General features: G+C 65.0%; 17 protein-coding genes and 1 pseudogene. 12 read left to right on the top strand and 6 right to left on the bottom strand.

Annotated features, from left to right (window positions below; all coding sequences use genetic code 11):
- Positions 1-15 precede the first annotated feature (15 nt).
- Positions 16-1215, bottom strand: coding sequence for a thiolase family protein (locus ACT86A_RS22180; RefSeq protein WP_445094109.1), 1200 nt, complete (start codon positions 1213-1215; stop codon positions 16-18).
- 230 nt (positions 1216-1445) lie between these two features.
- On the opposite strand from ACT86A_RS22180, the pseudogene ACT86A_RS22175 reads away from it, so the two are divergent.
- Positions 1446-1850 (top strand): annotated as a pseudogene (locus ACT86A_RS22175) (PaaI family thioesterase); the annotation flags it as partial.
- Here the strand turns inward: ACT86A_RS22175 and ACT86A_RS22170 are convergent.
- A complete protein-coding gene (locus ACT86A_RS22170; protein WP_445094108.1) occupies positions 1810-1950 on the bottom strand; it encodes a hypothetical protein in 141 nt (46 codons plus the stop codon). The pseudogene ACT86A_RS22175 and the gene ACT86A_RS22170 sit on opposite strands and share 41 nt — an antisense overlap.
- Before the next feature lie 191 nt (positions 1951-2141).
- Here ACT86A_RS22170 and ACT86A_RS22165 point away from each other — a divergent pair, with 191 nt between their 5' ends.
- Positions 2142-2885: a hypothetical protein gene (locus ACT86A_RS22165; protein WP_445094107.1), complete on the top strand. Its 744-nt coding sequence runs from the start codon at positions 2142-2144 to the stop codon at positions 2883-2885.
- Positions 2886-2918: 33 nt separating this feature from the next.
- Here ACT86A_RS22165 and ACT86A_RS22160 read toward each other — a convergent pair whose 3' ends face one another.
- From ACT86A_RS22160 to ACT86A_RS22145, 4 genes are all read right to left on the bottom strand, one after another.
- A complete protein-coding gene (locus tag ACT86A_RS22160; RefSeq protein WP_445094106.1) occupies positions 2919-4019 on the bottom strand; it encodes an Rv3169 family protein in 1101 nt (366 codons plus the stop codon).
- Positions 4020-4045: 26 nt separating this feature from the next.
- Positions 4046-5191, bottom strand: a complete 1146-nt coding sequence (locus ACT86A_RS22155; protein ID WP_445094105.1) for an acyl-CoA dehydrogenase family protein — start codon at positions 5189-5191, stop codon at positions 4046-4048.
- 1 nt (position 5192) lies between these two features.
- Positions 5193-5987, bottom strand: coding sequence for an enoyl-CoA hydratase/isomerase family protein (locus ACT86A_RS22150; RefSeq protein WP_445094104.1), 795 nt, complete (start codon positions 5985-5987; stop codon positions 5193-5195).
- Positions 5988-6220: 233 nt separating this feature from the next.
- Positions 6221-6982, bottom strand: a complete 762-nt coding sequence (locus ACT86A_RS22145; protein WP_445094103.1) for an enoyl-CoA hydratase/isomerase family protein — start codon at positions 6980-6982, stop codon at positions 6221-6223.
- Between the two features lie 206 nt (positions 6983-7188).
- On the opposite strand from ACT86A_RS22145, the gene ACT86A_RS22140 reads away from it, so the two are divergent.
- The 10 genes from ACT86A_RS22140 to ACT86A_RS22095 all read left to right on the top strand — a co-directional run bounded on the left by ACT86A_RS22140 (position 7189) and on the right by ACT86A_RS22095 (position 18742).
- A complete protein-coding gene (locus ACT86A_RS22140) occupies positions 7189-9120 on the top strand; it encodes a flavin-containing monooxygenase (RefSeq protein WP_445094102.1) in 1932 nt (643 codons plus the stop codon).
- A 39-nt stretch (positions 9121-9159) separates the two neighbouring features.
- A complete protein-coding gene (locus tag ACT86A_RS22135; protein WP_445094101.1) occupies positions 9160-10653 on the top strand; it encodes a carotenoid oxygenase family protein in 1494 nt (497 codons plus the stop codon).
- 40 nt (positions 10654-10693) lie between these two features.
- Positions 10694-11509 carry a crotonase/enoyl-CoA hydratase family protein gene (locus ACT86A_RS22130; protein WP_445094194.1) on the top strand — a complete coding sequence of 272 codons (816 nt, stop codon included), beginning with the start codon at positions 10694-10696 and terminating at the stop codon, positions 11507-11509.
- The gene (locus tag ACT86A_RS22125) at positions 11506-12660 is read left to right on the top strand and encodes an acyl-CoA dehydrogenase family protein (RefSeq protein ID WP_445094100.1); all 1155 of its coding nucleotides are present in this window, start codon (positions 11506-11508) and stop codon (positions 12658-12660) included. The genes ACT86A_RS22130 and ACT86A_RS22125 overlap by 4 nt, the downstream gene beginning before the upstream one ends.
- A gap of 19 nt (positions 12661-12679) precedes the next feature.
- Complete coding sequence (locus ACT86A_RS22120; protein ID WP_445094099.1) at positions 12680-13828, top strand: acyl-CoA dehydrogenase family protein; 1149 nt, start codon at positions 12680-12682, stop codon at positions 13826-13828.
- Positions 13828-14877 (top strand): acyl-CoA dehydrogenase family protein, encoded by a 1050-nt coding sequence (locus tag ACT86A_RS22115; RefSeq protein ID WP_445094098.1) that lies wholly within the window; start codon positions 13828-13830, stop codon positions 14875-14877. Before ACT86A_RS22120 ends, ACT86A_RS22115 begins: the two co-directional genes overlap by 1 nt.
- A 317-nt stretch (positions 14878-15194) precedes the next feature.
- Positions 15195-15755, top strand: coding sequence for a hypothetical protein (locus ACT86A_RS22110; protein ID WP_445094193.1), 561 nt, complete (start codon positions 15195-15197; stop codon positions 15753-15755).
- The gene (locus tag ACT86A_RS22105; RefSeq protein ID WP_445094097.1) at positions 15752-17101 is read left to right on the top strand and encodes a Dyp-type peroxidase; all 1350 of its coding nucleotides are present in this window, start codon (positions 15752-15754) and stop codon (positions 17099-17101) included. The genes ACT86A_RS22110 and ACT86A_RS22105 overlap by 4 nt, the downstream gene beginning before the upstream one ends.
- On the top strand, positions 17098-18111 hold the full coding sequence (locus ACT86A_RS22100) for a hypothetical protein (protein WP_445094096.1): 1014 nt from the start codon (positions 17098-17100) through the stop codon (positions 18109-18111). Before ACT86A_RS22105 ends, ACT86A_RS22100 begins: the two co-directional genes overlap by 4 nt.
- Positions 18112-18199: 88 nt before the next feature.
- Entirely contained in the window at positions 18200-18742 is a 543-nt protein-coding gene (locus ACT86A_RS22095) for a TetR family transcriptional regulator (RefSeq protein ID WP_445094095.1), read from the top strand.
- The last annotated feature ends 161 nt before the right edge of the window (positions 18743-18903 follow it).

The raw sequence follows: 18903 nt of genomic DNA, 5'->3' as shown, positions 1-18903 counted from the left end.
AATTTCGGCTTTCTCTCAGAGTCGTTCGATGATGGTGGCGTTGGACATCCCGCCTGCTTCGCACATGGTCTGCAATCCGTAGCGGGCGCCGGTGTCCTCGAGGGCGTGCAGCATGGTGGTCAGCAGCCGACCGCCGGAGGCGCCGAGCGGATGTCCGAGCGCGATGGCGCCGCCGCGGGGGTTGAGTTTGGCCGGGTCCGCGTCGAAATGTCGTTGCCAGGCCAGCGGAACCGAGGCGAAGGCTTCGTTGACCTCGTAGTGGTCGATCTCATCCAGGGTCAATCCACTACGGGCCAGGACCTTTTCGGTCGCGGGGATGGGGCCGGTGAGCATGGTGATGGGATCGGCGGCGGCCACGGCGAAGGAGTGGAAGCGGGCGCGGGCCCGCAGACCGAGTTCCGCGGCGCGCTGCTCGCTCATGATCAGAATCGCGCTGGCGCCGTCGGTGATCTGCGAGGAGTTGCCGGGAGTGACCTGCCAGGTGATCTCCGGGAATCGGGCGGCGAGATCGGCGTCGTAGAACGACGGCTTCAGTGTTGCCAGACCTTCGACGGAGGTCGAGGGACGCACGGTCTCGTCGGCATCGACGACGACCCGCTCGCCGGCGGCGTCGAGCGCCGCTACCGGCGCGATCTCGCGCGTGAAGTCGGCCGCGTGAGCCCGGTGGTGCGAGCGTGCGGAGTATTCGTCGAGTTCGTCGCGGGTGATCTTCGCGCGCGCGGCGACGAGCTCCGCGGACACCCCCTGGGCGATCAGTCCCGGTGCGTAACGGGTCGCGATCGCGGCGCCGAAGGGATCTTGACCGATTCGGGAGGAGAACATCGGTATGCGGCTCATAGACTCCACGCCACAGGCGACGACGATGTCGTTGACCCCCGCCGCGATCGTCTGAGCGGCGAAGTCGGCGGCCTGCTGGCTGGACCCGCAGGCACGGTTGATGACCACCGAAGGCACCGACTCGGGCAGCCCGGCACCGAGCCACGCCATCCGACCCACCCCCGCTGACTGTTCCCCGACCTGGCTCACGCATCCGGCGAACACGTCATCGACCGAGGCGGGGTCGACGTCGTTGCGGGCGAAGATCTGTCCGAGCAGGTCGGCGAGCAGGTCGACGGGGTGCACCGTAGACAACGCACCGCCGGGTTTGCCGTCCTTGGCTTTCTTGCCCTTCGCCATGGGCGAGCGGATCGCGTCGACAATCACTGCTGTGGTCATAGGCCTGCCATTCCTCGTCGATGAACAACGGTGCAGGCGCCGGCGATGCGATCCAGCAGGCGCACAAGGCTCCCGTTTTTTTGACATGTTAGTCTCATAATAGTTATCGACCTCGGTGCGGTCAACGACCGTTCTTGCCCTCTCCGGTTTCACAAGGTAGGTCTGCCTGGGCAGATGGCCGCGTTCGGTGAACCACCGTTTGCTCCTCGGATAGAGTCGAAAGGGACTACATGGACAACGGCATCCCCGCTCTGCCGCCGATCGGCGGAGACGAAACGCGGTGGAAGCAATGGGCCGAGGCGTTGCCGGTCTCGCAACAACTGGGGTTGCGTTGCGTGCGGCTCGAAGCGGGTGAACTGATCGCGACCCTGGAATCCTCGCCGTGGCCGCTGAATCCCAACGGTGCTGTTCACGGGGGGTTGATCGCTGCTGGAGCGGACCACTGTTTCGGCATCGTGGCCGTCAACGCGCTCGACGGCAGCGCCACTCCCGCGACGGCCACGTTGTCGGTGGACTACCTGCGCCCAGGGTTCGCACCCCTGACGTTCGAGGCTACCGTCGATCGGCGCGGCAGAACCTTGGTCTTCATCACGGTCATGGTGCGCTCCGCCGACGGGCGAGTCTGCGCTCGAGTGGGCGGGACCATGGCCCTGAGCGCCACGCGTGAGCCCGGTCCCAATGTCCTCGCCGATGTCCCCGCGGACTCGGCCACGGCGTAGTCGGCGGGCGCCGCACCCCTCAACGAGTCGGACGGCGACGGATCACCGACACCCCGGTCATGTCGAGCACCGGCTGTTGACGCGCCGCCACGCCCATTTTATTGTGAGACAGCTCATTGCTAAATTATCCGGCCGGGCCTCGCGCATTCCGTACCGATCATCGCTCCCGTCCCGTGTCGCGAAACGGGGCGACGCGTGGAGGAATTCATGTTCATTGACCGCTTGGTCGAAGCCTACTATTTCGGCAACATCTCGCTGCTGATCGCTTCGGCGATCACCTTCGGCTTCGGCTTCTGGGAGTACATCTACAGTTTCCGGCTTGTGCGCCGTGAGCGGCGCGCGCCGTTTCCGCTGTGGATGCACACGTTCTATTTCGCGCACGACAGTTCGTGGGCGGTGATTCTCTTTCTGGCCGCTTCCCGGCACCACTGGCACTGGTTCCTGTTGGGTGCCTCGATCGCGCTGGTGGTGTGGACTCTGTTCGAGCTCTACAACCTCACTCTCGCGGTACGGGTGGAGCGGGTGGAGATCTTCTCCGGCTATTTCGGTGAGAACGTCTCTGCGAGAACGGCGATCGCGGTGATCGTCGCCCAGATCCTGGTGTTCTACGGTGTGGTGAATTTGTTGATCCAGTTCATGGGGGAGGGCAGCTTCTTTCAGTGGACGGTGCTCACCAACATGGTCATGGCTGCGGGGCCGGGTCTGCTGTGGCTGCGCCGCGGTTCCCGAGACGGCGGTGGTATGGGGATCGCGCTGGTGATCCTCGGCGGGACGGTCAATACATTCCTTCCGACCAGCATGTTCGTCCTCGCCTTGCCCGAAGTCTTCGACACCGCGTGGTTTTATCTCACCGGCGTGATCTTCTCCGGGCTGGTGCTGTTCTACGTCTGGACGGTCGCCCGCTACCCCGCCAAGGCGCGGGTGGCGGGCGAGAAGCGTCCGATCTGGTGACCGAGAGGTCTTCGGCACCGAGGTGCCGAAGACCTATCTCCCCAGTCCGTAGCGAGGAATGCGCCCGACGCTCATGACCGGCAGATGCCCGGTACCCGCGACACCGTCGAGGGTGATACGAGCGGGTTGCTCGCGGTGGCCGGGTAGATACTTCACCCCGTCGCGAGTGACCTTGCCGGGAACAGACAGGTCCAGGACATCGGATTCGACGAGGTCGCCGCGGGGCACACCGACGCCGCGGCTGTCGTCGAATCCGTTCTCGTATCCGGTGCCACGATAGGCCCACGCGCCTTGCAGTGCCTCGGCCTCCATGACCATCTCCGTGTCGTCGGCCAGGTGCAGTCGGTAGGTCAGTCTCTTCCAGTCGCGCGTTCCCGGGATGAACTCGATATCGTGGTCGACTCCGGTGATCCGTACCGGATCCCGGTCCGGATCGCGCCAGGTGATCTCGCCGTCGAAATGGTGGACCCGGCCGGTACCGTCCTCACGCAGCTGGAAGTGGCAGGCCGCGTCGGGGGTGTTGGCGTAGGTCCACAACCACAGCATCGGGCTTCTAGCGGTGTGTCCGTGTGCGGGCTCGAATCCGCCGACGTCCTGGCGCACTCCCCAGGAGTGATCGCGAATACCCCACCAGTCGTCCGACTCGTGGCGCGTACCGGCGACCTCGATCCACCCGGTCCAGCGCCCGAGTTGGTCGTAGCGACTGGTGTCCTGAACGACGCGGCCCGCACTGAAGCTGAAGTGGGGGGCCTCCAGGTAGGGCGGAAACGAGGATCGCCAGGTCAGATCGCAGGCCAACGGGTAGTCGCCGGGGGCCAAGGTGAGCCGGATCTTCTCGTAAGGCTGCACGACATCTACCCGCAGTGCTCCGACCTCTGCCTCGATTCGGTTGCCGAGTGGGCGACTGAATCGCACATTGGTCTGCTGGAGGTCTCGTTGTACGACGGCGAATCCGTCGCACACGCCCATGTTCTTGTAGATACCCAGACCTGCGATCAGCAACGTCCGGCCGTCGGGCGCGATCGCCTCGAACCAATGGCGGTCGTAGAAGCGGTGATCGGTGGTGGCGGGCACCCGAAAGGGTCGAGAGGTTTGATGATTCAGATGCTCGTCCAGGGGTCCGAGCAGCGACATGCCGGTGTTCCTTCCGTCGGCGGTGGTCATTTCAATCCCAGCGCCGCGGAGATCACCTCGCGCTGGATCTCGTTGGTTCCGGCGTAGATCGTCGGTGCGACGGCGTCGCGCAAGTTCTTCTCCATACCGTATTCGACCGCGTAGCCGTAGCCGCCCATCAACTGCACGCCTTCGAGAGCGGTGCGTTTGGCCGTTTCGGTGGACTTGACCTTCGTGATCGATGTCAGCTTGACCAGTTCCCCCGCCGGGGCCGACTCGGTGCGCACCTTCTCGATGGTGGAGTACATCAGCGCCCGCGACGCCTCGATCTCGACCGCGAGATCGGCGACTCGGTGCCGGATCGCCTGGAACGATCCGATCGACTGCCCGAACTGCTTGCGCTGCTTGAGGTAGGCGACCAGATCATCGAATGTTCGTTGCGCCAGTCCCAGTGATTGCGCAGCCGCGACCAAGCGCTCGCCGTTGAGCCCGGCCATCAATTGGTGCCAGCCCTGACCCTCGCCTCCGACCAGCTCCGACTCGGGGACGAACACATCGGTGAAGTACAGATCGCTGACCAGCTCACCGGCCATCGTGTCGATCGGGCGGATGGTCAACCCATCGGCGTCGGCGGGAACGCGCAGCATACTGAGGCCGCGGTGGCGTCCGGACCCTCGTTCGGTCCGCGCCACCAGCAGCACCGAATCCGCGTGCTGAGCCGCCGAGCACCACGTCTTCTGCCCGTTGACCACGAATCCGCCGGGAACGCGCTCGGCGCGGCAGGAGATATTGGCCGCGTCGGAGCCTGCCTCCGGTTCGGAGATGCTGATCGACATCGGCTTGCCACTCGCTATCGCGCCGAGCATGTCCTTCTTCTGCTGTTCGGACGCGAATTTCTTGTAGATACCGGCCACTGTGTGGGTGGAGCCGATGGCGTGGACCGGAGCCAACCCACGGTAGAGCTGTTCGTGCAGCAGGCATTGATCGAACAGGTCGCCGCCGCTACCGCCGTACTCTTCGGGGATCGCGATGCCGAGATACCCCAGCTCGGCGAGTTTGGCGTAGATAGAGGGCAGATGAGCCTGGTGACCGTTGTCGGTCAGCGTGGCGAGCGCGGCTCGGGTGCCGAACTCTCTGTCGCAGAACGCGCGCAGCGCTTCGACGAGACCGTGTTGTTCCTGGGTGAGTTCCATGTCAGCGCCCCACGAACTTTCCGTCGCGCTTGTCGCGGAACGCCGCGATCGCTTCGACCATGTCTTCGGTCGTCAAGGTCTCTCCCTCTGCCAACAGTGCTGTTTCGACCACTTCGCCGGCACGCTGTCGCGTCACCTGGTTGAGCGCCTTCTTCGTGCCACGCACCGCCAGCGGCGGCAACGCCGCGATACGCGCCGCGATCGCGCGCGCGGCGGGCGCCACCTCGGCGGGGGTTTCCACGAGATCGGTGACCAGCCCGAAAGCGTGCGCCTGCTCGGCGGAGAGTAGGTCGCCGGTGAGCAGATACCGCCGCGCTCGGAGCATGCCGATCGACTGCGGCCAGAACAGCGCCCCACCGTCGCCGGCCACCAGTCCGATCGCGATGTGGGTGTCGCCGAGGCGAGCGTTCTTCGAGGCGACGACGACGTCACCGCCCACCGCGATGGTCGCGCCCAGACCGACTGCCGCGCCCTGGACACCGACGACCAGAGGTTGGGGGAGACCGGTCAAGGCGTCGAGCAGTCCACGGGCGCGATCGAGTGTCGCGCGCCGTATCCCGATATCGGAACGCGCTTCGAGCATCAATTCGAAATCACCGCCTGCGGAGAACACGCGACCGTTCGCGAGCAGAACAGCGGCCCGAGCGCTGTCGTCGCGGGCGAGTTCCTCCAGAGCCCTGGTCAGCTCGGTTTCCTGCACCGCGTCGAACCGATTCAGCAGATCGGGACGATCCAGAGTGATTTCCCATATCTCGGGGTCACGGTCGACGGTGAGAGTGTCGAACTGGCTGACCATTGGGGCCTCCTTGCGCCGAGAACTCGGCCGCGGCGATACGGCAATTATGATACGAGTAATCTCTAAAGTAGTGATGGGTGTGTGGCGGGTCAAGGCCGGGTCGCGCCGCCCCTTGTCCGAAACCCGCCGGGAGCGGCCGTGACCGACGAACCGGCCCACGAGTCGTCGCCGCGTCCCACAGAACGTCGGCACGGGGTGTGGGCGGAGATCCCGAGGCGGCCGGCGGCTCGGGGTCAGTGGAACCGCGGCGTTCGCTTGTCCCGGAACGCTTGTCGGCCTTCGGCGTAGTGGGGATGGTGCTGAGCCAATCCCTGCGCGGTGGCCTCGGCGTCGAGTTGGGTGGCCAGATCCACCTCGAAACTGGCGTGGAGGAGCTTGCGCGTCTGTCCGACCGAGGCCGCCAATGCCGCGATCTCGGCCGCGACCTGCTCGGCGCGTGTCAGCACCGACTCCGCCGGCACGACCTCGTTGACCAGATTCCATTCCAAAGCCGTGTGAGCGGTGATCTTGCGGCCGGTCAGGGCCAGCTCCGCGGCGCGTGCCGAGCCGATCGCGCGAGGCAGCAACCATGTCGCACCCGCGTCGGGCACGAGTCCGACCTTGACGAAGGACAACGCGAAACCCGCCGATTCGGAGGCGATACGAATGTCGGTGGCCAGAGCGATCGAGAGCCCGGCACCGGCGGCGACACCGTTGATCGCCGCGACGACCGGCGTGCCCATCGAGGTCAACTGCTGAATCAGGGGAATATAGAGCCGTCGCACGACGTCCTCGGCGTCGCTGGGGCCGCCGCTCAGATCGGCGCCCGCACAGAACGCCTTTCCCGCACCGGTGAGGACTATCGCCCGCGCTCGCGGATCGGCATCGAGGCGTGCGAACTGCGCGCGGAGATCCTCGACCAGCGCGTGGCTCAGAGCGTTGTACTGCTGTGGGCGCTCGAGTGTCACGACGGCGTAGCCGTCTCTGGTCTCGCACCGCAGGTGAGCGTCGGACATGGCGGGTCCTTTCTTGACGAGCGTGGCCGCGGCGAACCGGCCGCGACCTGCTGTCGGAGACTGCGCGGCTCGAACGTGGTCGAGTCCGGCGGGTTGACTCGGATGGACAACCCATGGTCTATTATTGAGATATACCGGCTCAATAATAGACCCGCAGAGGGATTCGAACCTTCGCCCGCGGGTGTGCTGCTCTATCGGAGGAACTCGTGAGTGAACTGTCCGACGAACTCGTCGCCGATGTCCCCGATGCCGTCGATGTCGACCGGCTCGCCGCAGCGCTCGAGCAGGCCAACATTCCGACCCTGCTTCTCGTTCTGACGCAGCTCACCGGTGACGACAAGTGGCTGAGCGAACCGTATCGGCCGGTGCGCGGACCGGTGCTCGACGACAACGACGACGGTGGTCTACCCGAGCAGCGACGGCGCGAGATCCGTCAGGCCGCGCTGGGGGCGATTCTCGCATCGCAAGAGGGCGCACTGGTGCCCTCGCCACCGAGCCCGGATAGGATTTCCGAGATGCTTGGTATCGCCCTCGTCGAGGATGTGCCGACGAAGTACGGGCCGCTGTTGGCCGAGGAACTCGGGGTGCTGTCGCGTGATGTCGAGGTTCCCGCCGCGCTGCCTGCGGGATTCAAGGTCCTCATCATTGGCGCCGGCCTGTCGGGTATCGCGCTGGGAATCAAGCTCAAGGCCGCCGGGGTGCCGTTCACCATCGTGGAGAAGAACCACGACATCGGCGGTACCTGGTTGGAGAACACCTATCCCGGATGCGGGGTCGATACTCCCAGCCACCTGTACTCGTTCTCGTTCGCGCCCAACGCGGAGTGGACCCGGTTCTTCGCCAAGCGCCCCGAGGTCTACAGCTATCTGCGCAAACTGGTCGATGAACACGGCCTCGGTGAGTTCATCGAGTTCGGGGTCGAGGTCCGGCGTGCCGAATACGATCCGGCCACCGGCTGGAGCGTGTGCACGATCGACAGCGCCGGTCGCGAATCGGTACGCACCACGCCGGTGCTGGTCAGTGCGGTCGGCATGGTGAACAGACCTGCCGTGCCCGCGATTGCCGGCGCGGACAGCTTCGCGGGCCCGGCCATGCATACTGCGGACTGGCGTGCGGATGTCGACTACACGGGCAAGCGGGTGGCGGTCATCGGTACCGGTGCCAGCGCTATGCAACTGGTGCCATCGATCGCGGGGACCGCTGAGAAGGTCCTGGTGTTCCAGCGCTCCAAGCAATGGACGGTACCGCACCCGAATTACGGCAGAGCGGTGCCCGATGGGGTCCGATATCTGATGCAGCGCGTTCCGGCCTACGCGCGCTGGTACCGGCTGCGCGCCTTCTGGAATTTCAGTGATCGACTCCACGCGTCGCTGCAGATCGATCCGGCGTGGAGCGAACCGCAGCGGTCGATCAACGCCCAGAACGAACGCCACCGGATCTTCTTGACCAACTACATCAAGACCCAACTCGGCGAGCGCGAGGATCTCTACGACGCCTGCATCCCGGACTATCCGCCCTACGGAAAGCGCCCATTGCTGGACAACGGCTGGTTCGCCACGATCCAGCGCGAGGATGTCGAACTGATCACCGATCCGGTTACCGGGATCCACGCGCAGGGTGTGCTCACCGCCTCCGGGGCCACCCACGAGGCCGACGTGCTGGTGTGGGCGACCGGGTTCAAAGCCCTGCAATTCCTGTGGCCGATGGATATCGTCGGCGCCTCGGGCAAGACCCTGGCAGAGCAATGGGGGCATCAGGACGCGCGCGCCTATCTCGGCGTCACGGTCCCGGACTTCCCGAACATGTTCATCCTCAATGGCCCCAATACCAACGCCGGGCACGGTGGCAGCGCGTTCCTGGCCTGCGAATTCCAGGTGCGCTACATCATGCAGGCGATCGCGCTACTGGCCTCCGGGACGACGAGAACGTTGGAAGTACGCCCGGAGGTTTTCTGGGACTACAACAACGAGCTCGACGCGGCACTCGAACGCTGCATCTGGTCGCATCCCGGAATGACGACCTGGTACCGCAACGAGGCAGGCCGAGTGGTTGTCAGCAGCCCCTGGACCTACCTGGACTACTGGGATCGGACGCGTCGACTGGACCCCGGCGACTACCTCGCCACCGCCGACGCCTGACAAGAGTGGAGTCAATTCGATGAACCATCAGGAGCGGTGATGAGCTACAGCCTGCCCACCGAGAACTCGTTGCGCGGACCCTTCCAACCGATGCGGTTCGAAGCGACCGTCGACGAATGCATCGTCACCCACGGTGAGATCCCCAAGGATCTCGCCGGCGGGTTCTACCGTGTCGGACCGACCTGGAAACGGCCGACCAAGCAGGGAACCAACCCATTGCTGAGCATGGACGGCATGGTCCAGGCCATCACCTTCGACAACGGTGAGGCCAGCTTCCGCAACCGTTGGGTGCGCACACCGAAATACCTGCTCGAGGAAGCGCGCCGGCAGGGCATGTTCGAATGGGAGGACGCGGGCTTCGGGGACTGGCGCGACAACGCCTACGGCGAAGTCAAACGAGACCTCGGAAACCAGGGCGTCTCCCGCGGCGTCGCCAATATCAACGTCTTCCCGTTCGCTGGCCAGATGCTGGCCTCGAGTGAGCAGGGCGGCCCGCCGATCGCGATCGACCCGATGACACTCGAGACCAAAGGAATCGTCACCTGGTCGCCGCGACTGAGTTCGGGCCTGCACCAACCGGCGGCCTACGGTGACGCGACCTTCACCGCCCACCCGAAATGGGATCCCGACACCGGCACCCTCTACGGATGGACCTACAGCGACGAAGCGCCCTACGTGGTGATGCACTACGTCAGCCCGGACGGCACCGTCGACAGCCGAGAACTGTGGGATGCGCCCTACAACACCGTGGCCCACGACATCTGGCTGACCCCGGAATGGGTCGTGATGCCCTTCCAGCCGTTCCTGGTGGACAAGAAGCGCTTCCGCAAGAATCTCAACATCTGGGAGTGGAACCCGGAGTTGCCTATCACGCTGGCTCTCATCCCGCGCCACGACCTGCACGGTGAGATCCGTTGGATCCGCACCGACCTTCCCGCGCAGTACATCATGCACACCATGTCGGCAAATGTTGTCGGCACCGAACTGCAACTCGACGGCCCGATCTTCAACCGGCCCCCGTTCCCCTTCGAACAGGATTTCGCCGTCGGCGACGACGTCGCGCTGTTCTTCTCCATCGCCAAGAGCAACCTGGGCCGCTGGAGCATCGACCTCGAGACCGGCAAAGCCCGCACCGAGCAGCTCTCCGACCGTCCCTCCGAACTGCCCAAGGTCGACGAACGCTTCTACGGCAAGGGCTACGAGTGGGGATGCCAGGTCGGCGGCATCGTCAAACGCTCCGGCATGAAGATGAACAGCCTGGTGACGACCAACATGAGGACCCTGTCCGAGCAGGTCTTCGAGATTCGCCACGACGAGCCCGCCGCGATTCTCGAATCGACCTTCGCGCCCCGCAGCCCGAACGCTCCCGAAGGTGACGGATATGTCATCGTGCCGGTGTCCTGGTGGGCGGACAAGCGCGGGGAATTCCTCATCTTCGACACCTACGACATCACCAAGGGCCCCATCTGCCGGATCGATATCCCGTTCTTCATGGGATGGACCCCGCACGGGCACTGGATGGATTTCCGCTGAACCCGCACCCGGTACCGAAAGGATCACGCCCGTGAGCGTCATCGACGACGCCGTGCTGTGCACACACGACGGCCACGTCACCACCTGGACCATCAATCGTCCCGAATCCCGCAACCCGATCTCGGACGACGCGGTGATCGAGCGATTGGTGAGCCTGGTGGAGGAGGCGAACAACGATCTCGACACGCGGGTGGTGATCCTGACCGGAGCGGGGAGCGCGTTCTCGGCCGGCGGCAACGTCAAGGACATGGCCGAGCGAGCCGGAATGTTCGGTGGAACACCCGATCAGCTGCGCCGCGGCTATCGGCGTGGCATCCAGCGAATTCCGCGAGCGCTCTACCATTGCGAGGTCCCGATCATCGCCGCGGTGAACGGACCCGCTGTCGGAGCGGGCTGTGACCTGGCCCTGATGTGCGATATGCGGATCGCCGCGAGCACCGCCTTCTTCGCCGAGAGCTTCGTCAAACTCGGACTGGTCCCCGGCGACGGAGGCGCCTGGCTGCTGCCGCGCGCGGTCGGCGCGGCCCGTGCCGCCGAGATGGCCTACACCGGAGACAGGATCTCCGCCGATATCGCGTTGCAGTGGGGACTGGTCTCGCGCGTCGTCGAACCCGCCGATCTGCTGGACGCCGCGACCGAACTCGCGCTGCGTGTGGCGGTCAATCCACCACACGCACTGCGCATGACCAAGAAATTGATGCGGGAATCCGAGCGCCAGGATCTGGAGGGGCTACTCGAACTGTCCGCAGCCTTCCAGAGCATCGCCCATCACAGCGCCGACCACGACGAAGCGCTCGCGGCGTTCCTGCAACGACGTCCGGGAAACTTCCACGCAGAGAACAGGGGCCGTCGATGAAGCGCGCGATCCTGGCACCCGAACACGACGAATTCCGTTCGATGGTAAGGGATTTCATAGCCAAAGAGGTCGCTCCGCACCGGGCGGACTGGGACGAGGCGGGCCGCCCGCCACGGGAGTTCTTCCTGCGCCTCGGCGAGTTGGGCATCCTCGGATTGCAGGCCCCCGAGGAGTTCGGCGGCGGAGGTGAGACCAGCTTCGTCTATCCCTCGATCGTATTCGAGGAAGTCGCGCGGGCGGGGGTATCGTTCGGCTCCTACACCGTGCACTCCTGCGTCATCCTGCCGTACCTGCTCGAGTACGCCAGCGAGGAGCAGAAGAAGCGCTGGCTTCCGGATTTCGTCGCTGGCCGATTGATGACCGCGATCGCGATGACCGAACCGGGCACCGGCTCTGACCTGGCCGGCATCGCGACCAGGGCCGAGCGCACTCCCGACGGGCACTACCTGGTCAACGGCGCGAAGACCTTCATCACCGGTGGCGTCACCGCCGATCTGGTACTCACGGTCTGCCGGACTTCTCCCTACGATCCTGACAACCGCCGCAGTGGGTTGTCGATCATCGGCATACCCACCGACAGCGACGGTTTCACCGTCGGGCGCACCCTGCACAAACTCGGTCTGCACCAGCAGGACACCGCCGAACTGTCCTACCAGGACGTGCGGGTACCGGTGCAGAACCTGCTGGGAGCCGAAGGCGAGGCATTCGGCTACCTCGCCCACAATCTGCCACAGGAGCGGTTGAGTATCGCGCTCAACTCCGTGGCTCACGCCGAGGCGGCGATCGGCCATGCCATCGCCTACACCCGTGACCGGAAAGTGTTCGGTCAACCGGTGTCGGCGTTCCAGAACACCAAGTTCGTGCTCGCCGAATGCTCGGCCGAGGTGCAGGCCGCCCGAATCTACGCCGATCGCTGCCTGGAACTGCTCGACCACGGGGAACTCAGCGTGCCCGACGCCGCACGCGCGAAGCTGTACTGCACCGAGGTCGCGGGCCGAGTGATCGACAAATGCCTGCAACTGCACGGCGGATACGGCTATATCACCGAATACCCGATCGCTCGCCTCTATGCCGACTCCCGCGTCACTCGAATCTACGGAGGGACAAGTGAAGTCATGAAAACGATCATCGCCAGGGATCTGGGCCTCTGAGCCCGGCGGGAGAAACGACATGCCCACACCACTCGTCCCGCCCGCCGGCAGACCCGATCCCGCCCTGGCCGAACTACGCCGCGAGGTTCGTGCGTTCCTGGATTCCCAGATCGCCGCGGGCACGTTCACACCGGGAGTCGACACCTGGCTGGCCCGCTGGGAAAGTGCCTTCAGCAAAGAACTCGCCGCCCGCGGCTGGCTCGGAGTCACTATTCCCGTCGAGTACGGCGGACAGGGCCGCACCTACATGGAGCGCTTCGTCATCACCGAAGAGCTGCTCGCCGCGGGCGCACCCGTCGCCGCACAGTGGGTCGCCGACCGGCAGGCCGCCCCGGCACTGCTGCAATACGGCACCGAGGAACAGAAACTCCGGTTCCTGCCCGGAATCGCCCGCGGTGAAATCAGCTGGGCTATCGGCATGAGCGAACCGGACTCGGGATCCGATCTGGCCGGAGTGAGAACCAAGGCGATCAGAACCGATGGCGGCTGGCGCCTGAACGGCACCAAGGTATGGACCTCCGGCGCCCACCACGCTCATGCATTCTTCGCGTTGGCGCGCTCGGCTCCGCTGGACCCGCAACACCGCCACGCCGGACTCAGCCAGTTCATCGTGCTGCTCGACTCACCGGGTGTGCAGATCCGCCCCATCCTGTCGATGTCGGGCGAGCACCACTTCAACGAAGTCGTGCTCGACGACGTCTTCGTACCCGACGATCTGGTGCTGGGCACAATCGGGTCCGGCTGGAGCCAGGTCACTTCCGAACTCGGCTACGAACGCAGCGGCCCGGAACGGTTCCTGTCCACCCTCGGCGTGCTCGCCGGAATGGTCGAGGAGATGAGTGCACACAGACTGCCAACGGATCCGCGCGTGGGCGCGTTCACCGGCAGGCTCTTCGGACTGCACCACATGTCGCGTGGGGTCTCGGAAGCCTTGCAGGCACATGTCCCGACCGATGTCGCCGCCGCCGTGGTCAAACTTCTCGGCACCGCGACCGAGGGCGACATCGCTGATCTGGCCGACGAACTCGCCCCGGAGCATTTCACCGAGGCGGAATCCTTCGCCGACCTCGTACGCGCCGGTGTCACGCAACGGCCCGGATTCACTCTCCGGGGCGGAACGAGCGAAATTCTGCGCGGCGTGATCGCGCGAGGACTGGGGATGCGCTGATGACCCTCACCACCGACACCGACCTGCGCGATCTCGCCCGGATGCTGGAGCAGTTGTTCACCAAACGGCGCGCCGACCTGGTCGGTGAACGCCCGGTGCAGTTGGACCGCGATCTGTGGTCCAGCCTCGCCGAGCTGGGGCTCGTCCGGTTGACCGGTGCCGAAAGCGACGGAGGCAGCGGTGCGGACTGGGACGCCGCCGCTGTGTTGTTGAGTTCCGCCGCCGGCGCGGCGGCCGCGGTCCCGCTCGCTGAGAACGACCTGCTCGCCGGCTGGTTGCTGGAGCTGTCCGGATGCGCGCGCGCCGTCATCGATCCGGTAGCGGTACGCACCGCGGCAGTGCTGGACCGCGACGGCACCGCCCGCCATGTGCCATGGGCACGCAGCGCCGACGCCGTCGTTGTGCTCTGGGACGACGGCGGGACATGGCGGGTCGCTGATGTCCCGCACGCCGATCTTCGGGTCACCGCCGCGAGCAATCTCGCCTTCGAACCCCGCGACCACATCGCGGTCCACGATCTCCACACTGTGCCCGGTGCCCAGGTTCGCCCCGAATCCGTAGCGGAACTGCTGTACCGAGGTGCGCTCGCTCGCACGATCGCCATGACCGGTGCCATGACACGTGTTCTCGACCTGGTAGTCGAGCACACCGGCACACGAATTCAATTCGGTCGCCCGCTCGGCCGCTTCCAGGCCGTCCAACATCTGGTCGCCGACATCGCCGCGGAGACCGCGCTCGCGCAGGCCGCCGCCGCTGCCGCGGTCTCGGCTGTCGCCGATGGACTCGACACCGACGATGCACGGTTCGCGGTGGCCGCTGCGAAGTCCTGCGTCGGACACGCCGCATCGGTCGTGGTCCGCAACGCACACCAATGCTTGGGTGCCATCGGGTTCACCGAAGAACACGAACTCCACCTCTACACCAACCGACTGCTGTCTTGGCGCCGCGAATACGGCAACACCCGATACTGGGACGAAAAGCTGACCGCTGCGGCAATCGCTGCGGGTTCACGTGGGCTCTGGCCGCTGATCACGGGCGGAAGCTCGTGATGACGCCCATCGAGAAATGGACAATGGATTCCGCCCGATGGTGACGTACACCTGCGATTCTGGGGGGCGCACTCGACTACGTCGTCAGCGCGGTCGCGGTCCGCGACCTTCGTAGACGCCCGGCCGACTGTGACATGTGCAGGTTCGTAGCGCGGCGGGCCGCAGGGATCCGCCAGATGCTGGACGGCAACATCGCCGTTACTCTGGTACTCGGCGGTTCTGGTCCCGATCATCCGTAGCATCCGGGGTTCGGCACGCAGGGCTGGGCGCATGTGATGAGTTCCGATGTTCGGCCAACTCCTGTGATGGAGGACGACATGCCAGCGAATGATCAAGAATGGAGCAAACCGGCGGCAATAGCCATACCCAGGGAGGGCTATTTCGAGCTGGAGAGGGGTCGGTACGGTCCGATCTATCCACGGACCCCTGCCTGCTACGGGTTCTCGATCATCGCGAAGGTCAAAACGGGTCGAGAAGAGGCCATCCGCGCGTACGGGAAGCAGATCGAGGAAGCCGTGGCGGATAGTCCGGGAGTGCTGGCGCCGCTACGGCTGCACTATTTGAGGTGGGTGTTGTTCGACGTCGGCTCGGGACTGCATTTCCAATATCAGGGCATCTTCGATACCGATTTCGACAAGTACACCGAGGATGCCGTTGCGCTCTTCAGCAAGACCGGTATAACCACGGTTTTCACCAATCTCGAAGGATTTCCCGAGGATTGGAAGGAAAATCCGGAGGCGTTCGCCCGGTTCGTCCGGGAACACCACTGTCCGAGCTTCCTGGAATACGGCGAATACCCCTATGTCACCGCCGATAGGATCAAAAAGGCGCTGCGGCTCGAGGCGGCGTTCTCGGACATGCTCGATCAGATGCAGTGATCACCGTGCCGACGCTCGAGCTCGACGATATCCAGCACATCCTGCTGACCCGCACCCCGGCGATCACCGGCCGCTACGAGTTCCTGTCCTTCGACGATCCCGCCGGCGGCCGCGTCTGGCTGACCGCGCTGATGGACCGGGTTCAGTCCGCTGCCGATGCGCGCGCCACCATGGACAGTTCCGAGCGCTGGATCACGCTGGCCTTCACCTGGCGCGGGCTCGGGGCGCTGGGGGTGTCAGAGGAGTCGCTTGCCACCTTCCCGGACGAGTTCCGTGAAGGTATGCCCGCCCGCGCGGACATCCTGGGCGACACCGGCGCCAACCACCCGGATAACTGGGTGGGCGGGCTGGCCGGTGATGACCTGCACGCCATCGCGATCTTGTTCGCCCGCACCGATGCCGAACGTCGGCGGTGCATCGCCGAACACGGCAAGCTGGTGGCCCGCTGCTCCGGTGTGCGCGTGTTGTCGCACCTGGATTTGAACGCGACGCCACCATTCGACTACGCCCATGACCATTTCGGGTTCCGGGACCGGTTGTCCCAGCCTGTGATCGACGGATCCGGCGAGGAGCCGACGCCAGGTTCGGGGGCACCGCTGCAGCCAGGTGAGTTCATCCTGGGCTACCCCGACGAGGAAGGCCCGCCCCACGGGTTGCCACAGCCGGAGCTACTGTCCCGTAACGGCAGCTATATGGCTTACCGGCGGTTGCGGGAGCATGTCGGTGCATTTCGGAACTTTCTGCGCGAGCACGCTGACACCCCGGATGGGCAGGAGTTGCTCGCGGCGAAACTGATGGGCCGCTGGCGAAGCGGTGCCCCCTTGGCTCTGACTCCCGACCGTGATGATCCACAGCTGGGCGCGGATCCTCTGCGGAACAACGACTTCGACTACGAAAACATGGATCCGCACGGCTACGCCGTACCGCTGGGTTCGCATGTGCGGCGTCTCAACCCGCGCGACACCGCAGTGAATATGAACCGCCGCAGGATAATTCGCCGGGGCGCCACTTATGGCCCGGCACTACCGGAGGACGCGTCCGATGACGGGGTGGACCGAGGTATTGCCGCGTTCATCATCTGCGCCAGCCTGATTCGCCAGTTCGAGTTCGCCCAGAACGTCTGGATCAACGACAAGTCGTTTCACGAACTCGGCAATGAACGCGACCCCATCTGCGGCGCGCAGGACGGCACCCTGCAGTTCACGATCCCCAAGCGCCCTATCCGCAAGGTGCTCGCGAGCCTGCCGGCCTTCACCACGCTCAGCGGCGGCGCGTACTTCTTCTTGCCGGGTCTGCGCGCCTTGCGCTATCTGGCCACTGTCGACACCGAAGAGGTGACATCATGAGCACCCTCTCGCCGGCCCGCACCTACAACCAGACGCACGTCCCGCGTGCGCATGATGGGCACCGGCGGATAAGCATCTATTGGGCGTGGAGCTACCCGTGGGAGGCCCAGCGCGATCCCGCCGAAATATACAACCGCTTCTCCACGATGACCGAAGTACGCAACGTCGCGTGGCCGAGCTATGAGACCCCCGCATACGACGCGGCGCACTTCCTGCAGGGAATTGCCGGCACACTGGAGCTTTTCCATCGCTCGACCTTGGCGTTTCAGCAGTTGGCCGGTGCGGCGACCGGTCACCCCGTCGCGGTGTTCCAGCGCATCGACCAAGCCGGCTACCGGTTGCCGATCGATGACCGGATCCTGGCCGACACCGACACGCTGATGGTGTTCGGGCTCGATCACGTTCTCTCCGGGCAGGAAGCCGCACCCGAAGAGAGCGCCGCGATCGGGGACTGGCTGCAACGTGAAGGCACCTGCCTGCTGTTGGCGCCGCACCACGATATCGGCTTCACAGATGACTATGCGCAGCGACAGACGGAATATGAGCACCATGGCGACCGACTGGTGCCCCGGCAGCAGCGATTCGGCCAGTACACGCGTTCGCTGATGAAAGCCCTCGAGGTACCAGTACACAACACATGGGGTCTGCGTCCGGCGGTCGTCGACGGCACCGGTGAGATCGCCCCGCTGACCGGGTTTCGGGATCTGGACGAACCCCATCTGCTGGACAATGTCACCACATTCAATTTCCACCCCCATCTGCCGCACTACGAGCTCACTGCGCCGGAAAGCGAATCGCTACGCGTCCTTGGCCGCCAGCGCATCGACCCCGAGCGGCCCCACCCGTTCACCGCGGCAGGCGACACGGAGTTCAACGCGCTGATCTGGCTGCCACCCACCAGTCGGCGCGCCGGCGATATCGTGCTCATCGACTCTACCAACTTCACCACACTGTTCGGCGGCACCGACAGCCTCGAGAACCTCTGGCACAACCTCGCGACCATGAAATGATCCGGAGGCGGGATAGGGCCCGCCCCGTGTTCTCGCTCACTTGCGCCTGCATTTCTTTGCCATCCGGAAGGTAGTAATCCGGGTGCGAGTGAGTCAGAAGCCGGCGATCCTGCAAGCGGCGATGAGTCTTGTCTCCGCGGAAGAAGGTGGGAATATCACTCTCGACGCCGTCGCACGGCGCGCGGGACTCACCAAACCCGGTCTGATGTATCACTTCCCGACCCGTGAGGCGCTGTTGCTTGCAAACGTCGAATACGCTGCGGACCGGGCCGAAGCGGCAATGCTGGCGGCACTCGACAGCTCCTTCGAACAGACGAGCGCGGCTCAGCGGATACGTGCCTACGCGCGGTGCGCATGTGGTGGCGACGTCAGCCGCGCCGGGTATGCCGTGGCAGCTGAAGCTGCGTGCCGGCCCGCATTATCGGGCCCCTGGCTGCAACGGTTCGCCAGATGGTTCGAGCTGCCGCCGGAGCTACCGGCCGCAACGCGGGCTCGCCTCACCTTGGCGAGGTTGGCCGTAGATGGGTTGTGGGCCGCTGAGTCCACCGGCGTCTTTCCGCCGGCGCCGCAGGACCGCGAAGCGCTGGTCGCACTGATCGATCAGCTGACCGAGGAATGCGTGGACGCATGAAAAAGCGGGTTGTACCTCGGCGGGTGTCGACCGTTGGGCAATTCGCCCAGGCTGCCGTCGAGGCAGCGGTATCCGCCTTGTTTGCAGCGTGATCCGGGAGGGGTGATGCAGAGCATCGGTGTGAGTCCAGGCTGGGCAGCCGCGCGGCCAGCAGCCGCACG

The sequence above is a fragment of the Nocardia glycosmidis genome (assembly GCF_052545115.1).
The sequence above is the reverse complement of the archived record's forward strand: the minus strand, read 5'-3'. Positions and strand labels throughout refer to the sequence as shown.